At 62.4% G+C, this 14,748-nt stretch carries 13 protein-coding genes; 9 read left to right on the forward strand and 4 right to left on the reverse strand.

Annotated elements, in window-relative coordinates; translation table 11 throughout:
• Entirely contained in the window at nucleotides 1–651 is a 651-nt protein-coding gene (locus BX592_RS12270) for an HD domain-containing protein (protein ID WP_134192052.1), read from the forward strand.
• A gap of 45 nt (nucleotides 652–696) precedes the next feature.
• Here BX592_RS12270 and BX592_RS12275 read toward each other — a convergent pair whose 3' ends face one another.
• A complete protein-coding gene (locus BX592_RS12275) occupies nucleotides 697–1,569 on the reverse strand; it encodes a LysR family transcriptional regulator (RefSeq protein WP_134192053.1) in 873 nt (290 codons plus the stop codon).
• 303 nt (nucleotides 1,570–1,872) lie between these two features.
• On the opposite strand from BX592_RS12275, the gene BX592_RS12280 reads away from it, so the two are divergent.
• The gene (locus BX592_RS12280) at nucleotides 1,873–2,694 is read left to right on the forward strand and encodes an HPP family protein (RefSeq protein ID WP_243849500.1); all 822 of its coding nucleotides are present in this window, start codon (nucleotides 1,873–1,875) and stop codon (nucleotides 2,692–2,694) included.
• 55 nt (nucleotides 2,695–2,749) lie between these two features.
• On the forward strand, nucleotides 2,750–3,286 hold the full coding sequence (locus BX592_RS12285) for a carboxymuconolactone decarboxylase family protein (RefSeq protein ID WP_134192054.1): 537 nt from the start codon (nucleotides 2,750–2,752) through the stop codon (nucleotides 3,284–3,286).
• A 193-nt stretch (nucleotides 3,287–3,479) separates the two neighbouring features.
• Here BX592_RS12285 and BX592_RS12290 read toward each other — a convergent pair whose 3' ends face one another.
• On the reverse strand, nucleotides 3,480–4,850 hold the full coding sequence (locus tag BX592_RS12290; protein WP_134192055.1) for an undecaprenyl-phosphate glucose phosphotransferase: 1,371 nt from the start codon (nucleotides 4,848–4,850) through the stop codon (nucleotides 3,480–3,482).
• Nucleotides 4,851–4,918: 68 nt separating this feature from the next.
• Complete coding sequence (locus BX592_RS12295; RefSeq protein ID WP_166676344.1) at nucleotides 4,919–5,842, reverse strand: helix-turn-helix domain-containing protein; 924 nt, start codon at nucleotides 5,840–5,842, stop codon at nucleotides 4,919–4,921.
• 591 nt (nucleotides 5,843–6,433) lie between these two features.
• On the opposite strand from BX592_RS12295, the gene BX592_RS12300 reads away from it, so the two are divergent.
• On the forward strand, nucleotides 6,434–7,345 hold the full coding sequence (locus tag BX592_RS12300; RefSeq protein WP_134192057.1) for a peptidoglycan DD-metalloendopeptidase family protein: 912 nt from the start codon (nucleotides 6,434–6,436) through the stop codon (nucleotides 7,343–7,345).
• 125 nt (nucleotides 7,346–7,470) lie between these two features.
• Complete coding sequence (gene prpR / locus BX592_RS12305) at nucleotides 7,471–9,414, forward strand: propionate catabolism operon regulatory protein PrpR (protein ID WP_208327893.1); 1,944 nt, start codon at nucleotides 7,471–7,473, stop codon at nucleotides 9,412–9,414.
• A 230-nt stretch (nucleotides 9,415–9,644) separates the two neighbouring features.
• Here prpR and BX592_RS12310 read toward each other — a convergent pair whose 3' ends face one another.
• Nucleotides 9,645–10,040, reverse strand: coding sequence for a hypothetical protein (locus BX592_RS12310; protein ID WP_134192058.1), 396 nt, complete (start codon nucleotides 10,038–10,040; stop codon nucleotides 9,645–9,647).
• A gap of 281 nt (nucleotides 10,041–10,321) precedes the next feature.
• Here BX592_RS12310 and bcsD point away from each other — a divergent pair, with 281 nt between their 5' ends.
• The 4 genes from bcsD to bcsA all read left to right on the forward strand — a co-directional run bounded on the left by bcsD (nucleotide 10,322) and on the right by bcsA (nucleotide 14,737).
• Nucleotides 10,322–10,786, forward strand: a complete 465-nt coding sequence (bcsD, locus tag BX592_RS12315) for a cellulose biosynthesis protein BcsD (protein WP_134192059.1) — start codon at nucleotides 10,322–10,324, stop codon at nucleotides 10,784–10,786.
• 107 nt (nucleotides 10,787–10,893) lie between these two features.
• The gene (gene bcsP / locus BX592_RS12320; protein WP_134192060.1) at nucleotides 10,894–11,721 is read left to right on the forward strand and encodes a cellulose biosynthesis protein BcsP; all 828 of its coding nucleotides are present in this window, start codon (nucleotides 10,894–10,896) and stop codon (nucleotides 11,719–11,721) included.
• The gene (gene bcsQ, locus BX592_RS12325) at nucleotides 11,718–12,506 is read left to right on the forward strand and encodes a cellulose biosynthesis protein BcsQ (protein ID WP_134192061.1); all 789 of its coding nucleotides are present in this window, start codon (nucleotides 11,718–11,720) and stop codon (nucleotides 12,504–12,506) included. Before bcsP ends, bcsQ begins: the two co-directional genes overlap by 4 nt.
• The gene (gene bcsA / locus BX592_RS12330; RefSeq protein WP_134192062.1) at nucleotides 12,503–14,737 is read left to right on the forward strand and encodes a UDP-forming cellulose synthase catalytic subunit; all 2,235 of its coding nucleotides are present in this window, start codon (nucleotides 12,503–12,505) and stop codon (nucleotides 14,735–14,737) included. The genes bcsQ and bcsA overlap by 4 nt, the downstream gene beginning before the upstream one ends.
• Nucleotides 14,738–14,748 lie beyond the last annotated feature (11 nt).

The following is a 14,748-nucleotide window of genomic DNA, read 5'->3' on the forward strand; positions in this document are numbered from 1 at the left end:
ATGACGCTTGGCGAGATTTCGGGCGTGACGATTCCCGACAGCAAATTGGCGCAGGAGGTCACGGAGTTTGTTCGCGATACCGAGAGCGATCTTCTGTTCGACCATTCCACGCGTGTGTACTACTGGAGCGCGTTCGCTGCGCAGCGCAAAGGGGTGGTATGCGATCCGGAACTGCTTTACACGTCGGCGATGTTTCATGATCTTGGTCTAACCGACACTTTCCGCGAGAGCCAGCTTCGCTTCGAGGTAGATGGTGCCAATGCCGCACGCGATTTTCTACGCAGGCATGGGATCGCAGAGAGCGATATCAGCAGCGTCTGGTTCGCTATAGCGCTGCACACCACGCCGGGTATTCCGCAGCACCTGGATCCGCTTGGTGCGCTCACCGCGGAAGGCGTGATGATGGATCTCGTGGGTATGGGGTACGACGAATTCTCCGACGAGCAGCGCCGCGCGATTGTTGCCAGGTACCCGCATCCGTCGAACTATGCGGAGGACATGCTGCAGAGCCTTTATGAAGGGCTCAGGCACCGACCGCAAACTACGCAACGTACCGGCCTCGCCGACGTGATGGCCGAAAAAGACCCACACTTCCAACGCAGCGACTTTTGCAGTCTGATGCGACGTTCGCGCTGGGTAGTCCGGGATTGAAGCAGCACCGATTGCTCATCAGCAGCGCCCAATCGATGCGGATTCCTACCGTTTATCCGAAAAGGCAGAATTTTCGCTGACGATTTTCACCAGAAAATCCATGACAGCCCGTATTTGCGGCGAGCGGCGCAAGTCCCGGTGAACCGCCATCCAGATATCCCGCGAAAACGCTTCGCCACTTTGCGTGACGCGCTGCAGCTTCGCGTCGGCAGCTGCCAGGAAATCAGGTAGACCCGCTACGCCGGCGCCAGCACGAGCCGCGACCAGGTGGCCATTGATATCGCTGATTTCGCAGGCAATCGGCCTTTTCGCCGCAACGCGCATCAACCATTTCTGCTGCGGCACGCCGACGAAGCCAGCGTCGTAAGCGATGAACTCCCAGGCGGACGGATTATGCAGATGCGGATAGTCCTTGCTCGCATACAGGCCGAACGATACACGCCCGAGCTTTCGCACAACGCTGGTGGGTTCCTCGGGGCGAGCCAGTCTCAGCACGACATCTGCCTCCCTCCGACTAAGGGAAACCTGTCGCGCCTCGCAGGAAACGGATAACTGTACGCCGGGATTTGAGCGACGAAAGACCGCAAGATGCTTCACCAGAAAATTTGCCACGAGAACGGGCGGTGCGCTCAATGTGACCTTACCGCTCAGCGGAGAACGGCTGGCGTCGAGGAATCGTTCGATAGCGTGCGCGCCTTCCTCCATTTGCTGCGCCAGTTCGAATACGCGCTGGCCGATCGGTGTGAGCTTGCATGCTCTGGGTTGACGTTCGACCAGGATGGCCTCGATTTCGCCCTCTAGCGCGCTCAAACGCCGGCTGATCGTCGCGTGGTCGACCTTGAGGCTGCGTGCTGCGCCCGATAGTGTCCCGATGCGAGCTACGGCGAGGAAATAGCGGATATTTTCCCAATCAGGCATCGGTGCACTTTCTCAAGGATGGATTGCAGGTTTGGGCATATTCGCACAATTTCCAAACATCTATCATCAGTCTGGTTAAGCCGATAACGTCTACTCGTGATGAGCATTTCCATACGCCAGGACCCACGTTGCAGGTTCACCGACGCGTTGAATCTTGGGGCAGTACTGTCGCTTGTGTTGCTTGCAGTTGTCGCCAAGGCGGCGCTTCTGACGGGCGCGTTCTATGTGCTTTTTCCCGAACTGGCCGCACTGAGCTATGACGTATTCACACGCCCGGCGGGTTCGTGGGCACGCTCGCCGATCATGCTGGCGATCACGCCCGCTGTGACCGCCGCAATGGGTACCGCAGTCACGCAAGCGATGGTCTATGGCCTATGGTCGGTGGCGGTTGCAATTGCCGGCGCGACGTTGATCATCTGGTTGATGCGTTCGCCGATCATGCCGGCCATTTCCGCGGCGTTTCTGCCCCTTGCATTCGGTATCACGAGTTGGTGGTACCCAGTCTCCATTGCTGCAGTGATGACTGTTCTGGCTGGTGTCTCCATCGTCTACAGCCGTATGTTGACTTCGGGCGACAGGCAGCGGGTACCCGCACTGGACACCGAGGCGCGAGCCGATGAGGTTGAGGTTGCACCGACGCGACACAAGACCTCGCTACGCGCCTTCCTCTTCTTCGCGTTTCTGTTCGCCGTGTATGTATTGGCGTCCGTCACGGGTCTTCGGCTGATCCTGTTTCCGCCACTCGTGATGATCGCATTCGAGATCTTTAACAACGCTGACAGCCGTCCATGGGCAAAACGGCCACTCGTTTTGCCGCTTGTCTGCTCGATGAGCGCGGGTGTTGGGCTAGCCGTGCTGGTGGCCTTCGGGGCCGGCCCGCTGTCAGTCGTTATTTCATTGCTGGTCGGAATTCTCGCGTTGCGCGCGCTGCGACTGCACTTTCCACCCGCGCTGACGGTGGGTCTATTGCCACAGATCATGCCGCACGCTGACTGGAGTTTCGTGCTCGCCGTCGCATTAGGGTCTGCGACGCTGACCGGCGCATTTCTTCTCGTACGTCCTCTATTGCTCAATCAAAGCGTAGCGCTCGCCGCAGACCGAAGCGGGTCAGGCTCACCGGGCTGAAAAGTGGCGATGCCGCGCGATACCCCTGGTTTCCCCTTACCTGAAGGAAAACATCATGCCTCGTCTCCATACCATCGCATTGTCCGAAGCGACCGGCCGCGCATCCGAATTGTTCAAAGGTGTGAAAGCCGCTGTCGGCAAGGTCCCGAATTCATACATCGGCATTGGCGGGAATAGCCCGGTCGCGCTGGAGGCCGTCCTGAACCTCGAGGTATCGCTTATGAGAAGCAGCCTGGGCGCGCGCGAAATCGAAGTCGTGAAACTGGTGGTCAGCGATACAACCGGCTGCGACTATTGCCTGGCCGCGCATACGCTGATGAGCAAAAAGATAGGCTTTGACCGTGAAGCCATTCTGGCGTTGCGTCAGGGTCGACCATCGGGTGACGCGCGCAACGACGCATTGGCCAGGTTCGTGCTGCATCTGATCACCACGAACGGCACGGTTCAAACCGATGTGGTAATGGCTGTCAAAGAGGCCGGTTTCACGGATGCGCAAATCGTCGATGTTGCGATGGCGATAGCCACGATTATGTTCACCAATCTGTTTAACCGCATCAACGACACGACGCTCGATTTCCCTGCGGCGGACTAAGCACCAATGAGCTATCGCCCCCGAAGGCAACCGCCGAAGAGGGGGCGGTAGTGAACCCGGAATTCCGTGCATGTCCATTGCTCAACAGCCGCTGAGCGTCGCTGATCCGTTGCGGGAAAAGCTGGCGGTGGCGCTCGGTTAACGCGTTGCTTGCCGGAATATTGGGTCTTCTTGCCTGGGTACCTGCAGCAGGTTAGTACGCGTTGCTGCCGCCAAACCCGCGGATCACCGTCATGCCGATGATTTTCAGGTCAAAGCCCAGCGTCCAGTGCTGGATATAGTGAATGTCGAACATCACGCGCGCGGCCATTTTCTCGACCCGTTCGGTTTCCCCGCGATACCCGTTGACCTGCGCCCATCCGGTGATGCCGGGCTTGATCCGGTAGCGGTACATGTAGTGCTGCACGAGGTTCTTGTAGTACTCGTCATGCTCGACCGCATGCGGGCGCGGGCCGACCACCGACATATCGCCCTTCAGCACATTGATGAATTGCGGCAACTCGTCGAGGCTCGAGCGGCGCAGAAAGCGCCCAATGCGCGTGATCCGCGCATCGTTGCGACTGGCCTGCGTGACCTCGCCGGGCCGGTCGGCGTCCTGATGCATCGTGCGGAATTTGTAGATCGAGAACACCTCGCCGTTCATCCCTTTGCGACACTGCCGGAAGAAGACCGGCCCCGCAGACGAACATTTCACCGCAATGGCGATCGTTGCCATCAAAGGTGCGAGTGCGATCAGCGCACACAGCGCGAAGAGTCGATCGAATACCGCTTTGGGCAGTGCGCGCAGCCCGCGTTCGGGCGCCGCGACCACATTGAGCACCGGCATGCCGAGGCATTCGACGATCGCAGGTTCCGGCAGCGTGCGCCCATTCAGCGCCGGCACAATCCGGATATTGACGAAGTCATCGCGAAACGCATCGACGATCTGCTCGACGCACAGCGTCTCGTCGCGCGCATCGACGATCCATAGTTCGCTGATCCGATGCGCGCGCACCAGTTGCGTAAACGCATCCAGTTGCCGCACGGCGGGGATATCGGCGACCCGCGTATCGTGCTCGAGCGTGGTATCGAAGATCAATTCGAGCGAGAACGCGGCGTCGCGTTTCGATCCGAGCCGGGTGGCCAGTTCGTATCCATCGTCGGCCGGCGCGACGATCGCGACGGGCGTGCGTCCATAACCGCGGCAGCGCAGCGCGCGCAGCGCAGCGTACAGCGAATAGCGCGCGATCGGCATCAGCACCGCGGCAAGCACCGTCCAGCTGACGATCCAGTTGTCGCGCGGTCCCGCGCTGGGATAGCTGCTTGAAATGACACCGATCGCCAGTTGCGCGGCAAGCCAGCTGCCTAGCGCGCGCGACGTCGAACGCGCCGCGTTGCCGACGTCGCGCGGCCGATAGACGCCTGACAGATGAAACGCAAACAGTGCGAGCACCAGCGCAAGCAGACCGAACAGACCGTCGACATGCGATGGAGCGGCGGTGTCGCCATAGACAAGCGAAAGCGCGATCAACGCGCCGACCGCGATCATTAGCAGATCGGCGACTTGCAAGACAAGAGAAAACATGGGGACGTGAAGCGAAGAGCGGTGAGAGTGGAAGGGCAATGCGATGCGCGGCCGCATCGGTTGCGCGCTTACGCGGGCTCGCGGCGCACGCGACTGCGATACTCGGTTGGCGAAATCTGCACGATCTGCCGGAACAGACGCGCAAGGCACTCGCCGCTCGTCAGTCCGCAACGGCGCGCGATCTTGTCGACGGGCAGGTCGCTTTGCGCAAGCAGCGCCGACGCGAGCTGCACCCTCGTGCGCCGCAGATGCTCGGATGGCTTGATGCCCATCTCCGCCCGGAAATGCCGCAAGTACGAGCGCTCGCTCATGCCGGCCTGTTGCGCCGCCGTTGTGATCGAAATGCGCTTGTCGCAGTTGCGTGCGATCCACTGAGCGCTGTCGCGGATCTTTTGCCTGGTGGGTTCGTGATTGTCCAGCGCGACCGATATCGGCTTGGGCAGGCTCGTCCATGAAAGCTGCGTCGCGACGTCGCGCGCGATGTCGGCGCCCAGATCGTGGCGTACGGTCTCGAGTGCGGTCTGTACGGCTGACGCCGCTGGCGTGCAATGAGGCGCCGCGGGACGATGCGCTCGGGCGGCGTCAAGGATCGCGCCGCCTTCGCCGATCGCACAGACCGTATCGACGGCGGCGCTCGCGTCGATCAGCCACGACAGGAGCCGCGAATCATCGACAGCTTGCGCCGCACCGTCGCCGCCGGCGATAAACAACGCGCGAAAACCCAACTGCAGTGCGGACTGATCGGGGAGGCGCTGCGTGAGCACGGCGATACGCAGTGAACTGGTCACCTGCTCGCCGTTTGTGGACAGAAATACTGTTTTGTAGCGCCGTTCCGATCGCCCCGCATCAAGCCGGTTTGCCTTCTCGAATACGTCAGCGACTTCCGCCGCTTGCAACAACGAAAATTGATCGAACAGCACGATGCCGATCAGGTGCGGCGCGCCGCGCGGTAGCCGCCGCGCGGGCGTAAAAGCGTAGTCGACCCAGCTCATCTTCGGTACATCTCCACATGGCATCAGATACGCTGGGCCGGCCGCCCGCAATGCTGATGCGGTCCGATGACAGGTGTTTTACGCGATGCGCACCTCCATCCCAACGTGGTTGCCTGGAGCATAAACAGCGCATCACAAAGGAAATATAGGAGCGCTCCGATTTCGTATGAGGAAAAGTCTGATGCGAGGTGATGGTTGACGAGAATCAATGAAAGCGGCACTGGCGACGCACAGTGATCCGTCCGGAAACCCGCGTGCTGCTTAAGTTTCGCGGCGATGTGCCGTTAGGAACATCAAGCGGAGCGGCAATCGGAACGCGCATGCGCGCACCCCGCATCGGCTCGACGATGAGCGGGCCCAACGCCGCGACCCTCAATACATCGATTAAACAGTTGTATCGAATTGTTCGGCATCGCCCGGTTTCGCGGTGCGCAGCCTTTACAATTCTGCTTGAATTTTCATCGCTAATCTGGCCCTTATGACGAAGGATCGCTGCATTGCGCCGCGGCTTCGTCAGGCACCGGCAGACGCCGATGGTCACGCTGGCATTACCGCGGACACACGCGTCAGCCGACGAACATGGAGTAACAGATGTCGAATCGTCGTTTCGACAGAAGCGTCGCCGGTTGGGCCGCACTGACGCTGGCCATCGCACTCGGTGGTTGCGTGAACGTGGCCCAGCAGGGTGACGGTCCTGATGCGGCAGCGTCGGGTGTGCCGGCCGCCGCCGCGCCGGCCGCTGCGGCTTCCGGTTCCGCGAGCGCTGCGCCGGCCGCTGCGGCGCCGCAGGCCGCCGCAAAACCGGCCGCGCCGCCTCAGGCAGTGAAGCCCGTCACGTACAAGGTGCATCGCGGCGACACGCTCAAGCGAATTGCGCAGAAGCACCACATCACCGTCAAGCAGCTGCTCGCGTGGAACCGGCTGAAAGCGTCGGCACGGGTCAAACCTGGTCAAACGCTGATTGTTTCGTCGCCCGAAGCAGCACGCAATGCGACAGCGGATGCGTCGAGCGCTCCGGCGGCAGATGTCGCATCCGCTGGCTCGCAGCAACCGACGACGGGTTCGAGCGCGGAGCCTCCGACTGCGCAGGAAGCACGTGAAGTCGCAGCCGCGCTATCGCGCCATGCGAACGGCGTGTCGCTCGCATGGCCGGCGCAGGGCAGTATCGTCGAGACCTTCCAGCCAGGCGAAACGCGCGGCATCGAAATCGGCGGCAAGCCAGGCGACCCGGTGCGCGCGGCGGCCGACGGCAAGGTGATGTATGCGGGTACCGGTCTGAACGAGTATGGCAGTCTGATCATCGTTCAGCACAACAAGGACTTTCTGACTGCGTATTCGCACAATCGCAAGCTGCTGGTGAAGACAGGCGATTTCGTCCGCAAGGGACAGACGATTGCTGAGATGGGCAGCGAGAACAATACGCGCGTGTCGGTCGGCTTTGAAGTGCGCCGCGACGGCAAGCCGGTAGACCCGATGCCGTATTTGCCGCATGATCGTGGATAGATGTCGGAAAATATCTGCATGATCGACGCGGATATCGATAAAATATCAATGTCGGATCGGCCGATTTCAGATTCGGAATCGCGCGCATAATTGAGCGATCAGTGTGTCTGTCGCCGATTGCGCCTATGAACCGCCTTTCCGATCCGCATTCCCATCCCCGCGTCTGGGCCATCGGCATCAGCAAGTTGCGGGACCTGTTCCGCGACATCGCCGATGAATACAACGGCCGCGCCGATCTGCAACTGGTGTCGCTCGGTTACGAAGATGCCGTCCGCGAAATCGAAGCCGCCGGCGCGAAGCGGCCGGACGTCGTGGTCGCCGCCGGCTCGAACGGTACCTATCTGAAGGCGCGCATCGATGTCCCCGTCGTGCTGGTCAATCCGACCGGCTTCGACGTGATGCATGCGCTAGCCCGCGCGCGGCGCGACGCGACATCGGTCGCGCTCGTCACCTACGGCGAAACGCCGCCCGAGGCGCGCCGTTTTGCCGCCGCGTATGGGCTCGACCTGTTATTCGCGTCGTATCGCTCCGAGCAGGACGCGCAAGCCTGCGTGCTCGATCTGCGCGATCGCGGCGTCGATGCGGTGGTCGGCCCTGGTCTCGTGACTGAAATCGCCGCGCGCGTCGGCATGGAAGCGGTGTTTCTGTACTCGCGCGCGTCGGTGCGTGCGGCGCTCGATACCGCGCTCGACGTCGTGCACGCGACGTGGAGCGAGATCGCGCGCCGCCAGCGCCTCGATAACGTGCTGCAGCACTTGCGCGACGGCGTCGCGGCGCTCGATGCACAAGGGCGCGTCGAAGCGATCAATCAGCGTCTTGCCGCGGCGCTTGGCATCGAAGCGGCCGCGGCGGTCGGCCGGCTGCTGGCCGAACTCGCGCCGGACCTCGCACACAGCGCGCTCGATAGCGAAGGCGAATCGCTCGAAAACGTGCGCGGCGTCAGCTACGTCGTTCATCGCGGGCCGCTGGTCGAACGCGGCGTGACGAGCGGGATGGTGCTGACGTTTCAGGAATCGCGCGCGGTCGAACGTCTCGATCGAACCTTGCGTTCGCGCCAGCGCACGCGGCAATTCACCGCGCGTTACCGGCTCGACGATCTGATCGGCGAGTGCGACGCGATCGACCGCGTGCGCACGCTGGTGCGCCGCTATGCGAAATCCGATGCGACTGTGCTGATTCTGGGCGAAAGCGGGACCGGCAAGGAAATGGTCGCGCAGAGCCTGCATCAGTTGAGCGCGCGGCGCGACTTTCCATTTGTCGCGATCAACTGCGGCGCGTTTCCTGAGGCGCTGCTGGAAAGCGAACTGTTCGGCTACGAAGAGGGCGCTTTTACCGGTGCGCGGCGCGGCGGCAAGGCGGGCCTGATCGAAGCCGCGCATCGCGGCACGCTGTTCCTCGATGAAATCGGCGAGATGCCGCTGCCGTTGCAAAGCCGCTTGTTGCGCGTGTTGCAGGAGCGCGAGGTGGTGCGGCTCGGTGCGACCGAGCCAACCCGCATCGACGTGCGGATCGTCGCGGCGACGCATCGCTCGCTGACCGATGCACTCGACGCGGGCGCGTTTCGCGCGGACCTGTTCTATCGGATCAACATCCTGAATATCGGGTTGCCGCCGCTGCGCGAACGGCAAGCGGACATCGTGGCGCTTGCCGCGGAACTGCTGTATCAGGCCGCGCGGCGTGAGCCGCGGCTCGCCGCGTATATCGGCAGTGCGCAGCAGGCCGCGCGCGTGCTTGCCAAGGTGCGCGAGCCGCTGTGCCGTCACGCATGGCCAGGCAATGTGCGTGAATTGCAGAACGTGATCGAGCGGATTGCGGTGGAACTGGCGGACAGTGGCGAAAGCGGCGCACGGGTGCTGAGCGTCGACGTGTTGCGGGCGATCGCGCCGGAGGTGTTCGACGATGCGTCGGCTGGCTTGCGCGAATTGACACTGCGTCAACGCAGTCGCCGTATTGAAGCCGACGAAATACGGGCGGCGCTCGAAGCCTGCGGCGGCGATCGCGACCGCGTATGCGAGATGCTCGGCATCAGCAAGACGACGCTATGGCGCAAGCTGAACGCGGCGGCGTAATGCATCGTCCGGGACGCGGCATCGGACGCATCCCGCAAAGTCTCACCTTCGTACGACGCAGTATTCGATAGGAAGCATTGCCAGGCAATGCGTCGCCCGCGCAATAGCTATCTTCACGGTGCGCGGTGAGAATTCGGATAGATTGAGCATGCGCGTTGCGCGCCATCGCGCGTCACCCGCGAAGGTGAGAAAGTTCGGGACCCGACACATAAAACGCGCGCATCGCGACGTCAGGTCTGGACCTGTCGCAACACCTGCGCGACTCGTCCATGCTGATGCAGCACGTCGGCACTCGCCTGTAAAAGTTGCCGATAGCGCAGCAGAAATCCGTTGTCCGGTGTCTCCTGCGAGAACAGCGCGACCACACCTTGCGCGGCGCCGATCCGCTGCTGCGGTGTCGCGTCATCGGCATCGAGCATTTCGTCGACGTTTGCGATAACGGTCGACAAAGGCGCAAGCCACCGGAACCCCGGGTTGTTGATCAGAGCCTGCAAGAACGCGGCAGGCGTGACCGCGCCGAGCTCCTTTTCGTAGTCCGCGCGTTCATGTTCGAGGATTGCCTTATGCAACGCGAGCAGCGGCTTTCGAACATCAGCCAGAAATTGAGTTGCGTCGTGATCGTTCATGATGCGGCCTCCGGTCATCTAATCGGGTAATGGAAAAACGCATGCAGTGATAAAGCAAAATTCGAAGTCAAGTGCTGTTGCATGCGCGCGGAAAAACGTCGTTCATTTCACACAACACGCTGTCTGGATGCGGTTCGCATCGAAGTTTGCATTTTTGTGCGTAACGAACGATGCTATGCTTGCGACGCCTTGCTGGAGTTCGCGAAAGCTGTTCAACGCCGCGTCGGTCCGGCGTTTGCCGGTGCTAATGCAGTCAACGAAACGTGAAGAAATTTCCGGACATGCAAGACGAACACACGGCCCCGTTACTCGACTATTACACGAGACATCATGCTTCAACGCAATGGCGCGCTTTTCTGACCGCGCTAGCCGAAGAATTCGAAACGCAACTGGAAACGGCGCAATTGCGCGAGCTGATGGCGCGCATCGGTGTCAGATTTGCCGATGCGCATCCGGCCATCGCGTGCGCGACGCTTGACGATCTCGCGTCCTTCTTCAACAAGACATGGTCATCGCTCGACTGGGGCTTTGTGAATCTGGTCGAGCAAAACGATTACCTGGCAATCGAACATTTCTGCGCGCCGCTCGCGGCATTCGGCACAGCCGGTGCGATCTGGACGCCTGCGTTTCTCGAGGGCGCATACCAGCGCTGGCTACACGCGCTCGGGGCAGGCACGCTGGCGCTGCAGCAGGTCGAGACCGGCAATCTACATGCATTGGAATTCCGTCTCGCGAAAGCTGCGTGAGCAACACGACCTTCGAAATGTGAACGGCGTAGGTCGATCGCAACGCGATCATCGCGCCAGCCAGAGAATGAGAAAGCGGGTCCGACGGGACCTGGAGGTACGCGAACATGAGCGTTTCAGACGACATCGATAATCTCTTCAAGCGGTTCGGTGGCGACCCCGACCGCTACCAGGAAGTCGCGCGCGACGACGCCGTCAAGCATGCCACGTCGCGCTGGCCGCTGCTGGCCGCAGTCGACATCGCGCACCCGGGGCAAGTGCCGGGTGCCGGACAGCCGGCGTCGCGCACAGCGTCCACTCAGGCGAAGTCCCCCGTGCAGGTCGCGGGTGTGCCGGCCGCGAATGTAGCGATCGCGGGCGCGGCCACGCGTGATCGCACCACGTTCGGCATGTCTTCCACGCCTCCCACGTCGGATACGCCGCGCGAGCCGCTGTTCGCACGCGTTCACCGGCATGCGACGATGCCGCCGCCGGTCGAACCGTCGCGACCGGCATCCACGCGTTTCAGCGCAGCGCGTGACGAGCGGGCCGCTGCAAGTGCAAACGAAGTAGCGCCGCCTGGTCCGCCGCGCGAGGAAACTTCGCGTACGTCAGTCATGAGCGCCGCGCACGCGACCACGATGCCGCCCGGCGTTCCGGCCGCCGCAGCCGCCGCGGCAGCAGTGCCCGCGGCAACTCCGACGCGTGACGAATCGCGTCAGTCTCAGGTACGCATCCTTACCGACCGAAAGCAAACGTTTGCACGGGCGCCCGCCCCAGGCGCTGCGCCCGCGCAGTCGCAATCTCAATCCAGTCCGCGCGCGGCGTCTAACGGCTCGATTTTGTCGGGCATGTTCGCAGCCCCGGCACCCGAGCCATCGGCGCAGCCCGGGTCGCGCGAGCTCTCGAGCGTGTTCACGCGACTGGCCGGCACGCCGGGCAGCGGGCGGCCATGAAAGTGATCGCCGTGGTCTCCGCAAAAGGCGGCGTCGGCAAAACGACGCTGGCCGCGAATCTCGCGTCGGTGCTTGGCTCGACCGGGCATCGCGTGATCGCCGTCGACTTCGATCCGCAAAACGCATTGCGCTTGCACTTCGGCGTGCCGGTCGATCATTTCGACGGCCTCGCGCGCGCAAGTGCCAGCGGTAACGCATGGCGCAGCGTGATGTTCGACAGTATCGACGGCGTCACCGTGCTGCCGCACGGCGTGCTGAATGAAGACGATCGCCGCGCGTTCGAAGCGCGCCTCGACAAGGACCCGCATCTGGTGCGCGAATCGCTCGATGCGCTTGCACTCGAGCCATCCGACATCGTGCTGATCGACACACCGCCGGGCGCGACTGTCTACACGCGCGCCGCATTGATCGCTGCCGGCTTCGTGCTCAACGTCGTGATCGCCGATGCGGCGTCGTATGCCGCGATCCCGCATATGGAACGACTCGTTCAGACCTATGCGGTGCCGCGCGCCGATTTTCTGGGCGAGGGCTATGTGATCAATCAGGTCGACGTCGGGCGCGATCTGACCAAAGACGTGCTGAAGGTGCTGCGCGGCTCGCTCGCGCCGAACCTGTTTCCCGGCGTCGTGCATCTGGATCAGGGCGTCAGCGAAGCGCTCGCGTACGACACGACGGTGATTCACTACGACCCGTTGTCCCAGGCGTGCGCCGACCTGCGCGCGTGCGGCGACTGGCTCGATGCGAGGCTGAACGGGCGGACGTCGTTGCCAAGGAGCGTCGCATGAGCGCCACGCCGGAAGACATTCTTGCCGACACCGACTCGGAGCCGCCGCGCCGCTCGCGCTTCGACCGTTTCGCATCGCGGATGGTCGACGGACGCCTGCTCGGCAGCAAGATCGTCGCAGTGCTGTTCGGCATTTTCGCGCTCGCGGTGCTGTATTTCGTGTGGACGGTGCCGTTCGAACCGCTGCAGCAACTGATATTCGCGGTCTGCTGCTTCGTCTGCGCGCTGCTGTTTCGCCGCGCGCAAGGGCACTATGCGACGCTGGTGATGATCATGCTGTCCGTGATCGCGACCGGCCGCTATATGTACTGGCGGCTCACCGAAACCACGCACTGGCAGCACCCGCTCGATGCCGCGTGGGGCCTGCTGCTCGTGAGCGCCGAAGTGTACGCGGCGCTCGTGCTGATGCTTGGCTACTTCCAGACCGCGTGGCCGTTAAAGCGCAAGCCGATGCCATTGCCCGCGGATCGCAGCCTGTGGCCAACCGTCGACATCTTCATTCCAACCTACAACGAGCCGCTGTCGGTGGTGAAGCCGACCATCTATGCGGCGATCGCGCTTGATTACCCGAGAGACAAACTGTCGATCCACGTGCTCGACGACGGCCGCCGCGCCGAATTCAAGGCGTTCTGCGAGGAAGTGGGCGTCGCGTGGACGATCCGGTCGAATAACCGCCATGCGAAGGCCGGCAACATCAACGAGGCGTTGAAGATTACCGACGGCGAATATCTGGCGATTTTCGACTGCGATCACATTCCGACGCGCTCGTTCCTGCAGATCGGACTCGGCTGGTTCCTGCGCGACAAGAAGTTGTCGATGCTGCAGACGCCGCACCATTTCTTCTCCGCAGACCCGTTCGAAAAGAACCTCGGCACGTTCCGCAACGTGCCGAACGAAGGCGAACTGTTCTATGGGCTCGTGCAGGACGGCAACGACCTGTGGAACGCGACGTTCTTCTGCGGCTCGTGTGCGCTGCTGCGCCGGACGATGGTCGAGGAGATTGGCGGCATCGCGGTCGAAACGGTCACGGAGGACGCGCATACCGCACTGAAACTGCACCGGCGCGGCTACACCACGGCCTATCTCGCGATCCCACAGGCCGCGGGCCTCGCGACCGAAAATCTCGGCGGCCACATCGGCCAGCGTATCCGATGGGCGCGCGGCATGACGCAGATTTTCCGCATCGACAATCCGCTTTACGGGCGCGGGCTGTCGTTCGGGCAGCGGCTCTGCTATCTGAACGCGATGATGCACTTCTTCTACGGCATCCCGCGGCTCGTGTTTCTGACCGCGCCGCTCGCGTATCTGTTCTTCAACGCGCACATCATCGAGGCGCTCGCCGGGACGATCGCGGTCTACGCGCTACCGCACATGTTCCACGCGAGCATCACGAACTCGCGGATGCAGCGGCAGTTCCGCCATTCGTTCTGGTCGGAGGTGTATGAATCGGTGCTCGCGTCGTACATCACCGCGCCGACCTTGCTCGCGATGATCAACCCGAAGCTCGGCAAGTTCAACGTGACCGCGAAAGGCGGGCGCATCGAAGAACAGTACTTCGACTGGAGCATCTCGCGGCCCTACCTGATCCTGCTGGTGCTGAATCTGCTCGGTTTCGTGGCCGGCGGCTGGCACATCGCGACCAACTGGCATTCGCACAGCGAGGTGCAAACGACGATCCTGAACCTCGCGTGGACCGGCTACAACATGCTGATTCTCGGCGCGAGCGTTGCCGCGGCACGCGAGCAGCGCCAGGTGCGCAGCACGCCGCGTGTCGCGATGCGCTTCCCCGCATCGCTGCGTTTCACGACCGGCCGCACGCTCGCGTGCGAGACCGTCGACTACGCGGAGGGCGGTGTCGCGTTGAATCTGCCGGGCGACGTGCATGTGCCGTTGCACGAGAGCGTCGTCGTATCGCTGTTTCGCGGCGCCGAAGAGTTCGTGTTTCCGGCCGACGTCACGTACTCGGTGCCGGGCCGCGTCGGCTTGCAGTTCGCGCCGCTCACGCGCGCGCAGGAGCTCGAGTTCGTACAGAGCACGTTCGCACGCGCCGACGCGTGGACCAGTTGGGCGGAAGGGCGCGAGCTCGACACGCCGCTACGTAGCCTCGGGCACGTGTTGAGCGTCGGCGTCAGCGGGATAGCCGGGCTCTTCGAACATCTCCACGCCGACTTGCGCGCGCTTATCAGCGGCAAACACAAGACGGCAACACAAGACCCCAAGACCGGAAAATAAGGCCATGAGGA

This window comes from Paraburkholderia rhizosphaerae, from assembly GCF_004366595.1.
Lineage (GTDB): Bacteria > Pseudomonadota > Gammaproteobacteria > Burkholderiales > Burkholderiaceae > Paraburkholderia > Paraburkholderia rhizosphaerae.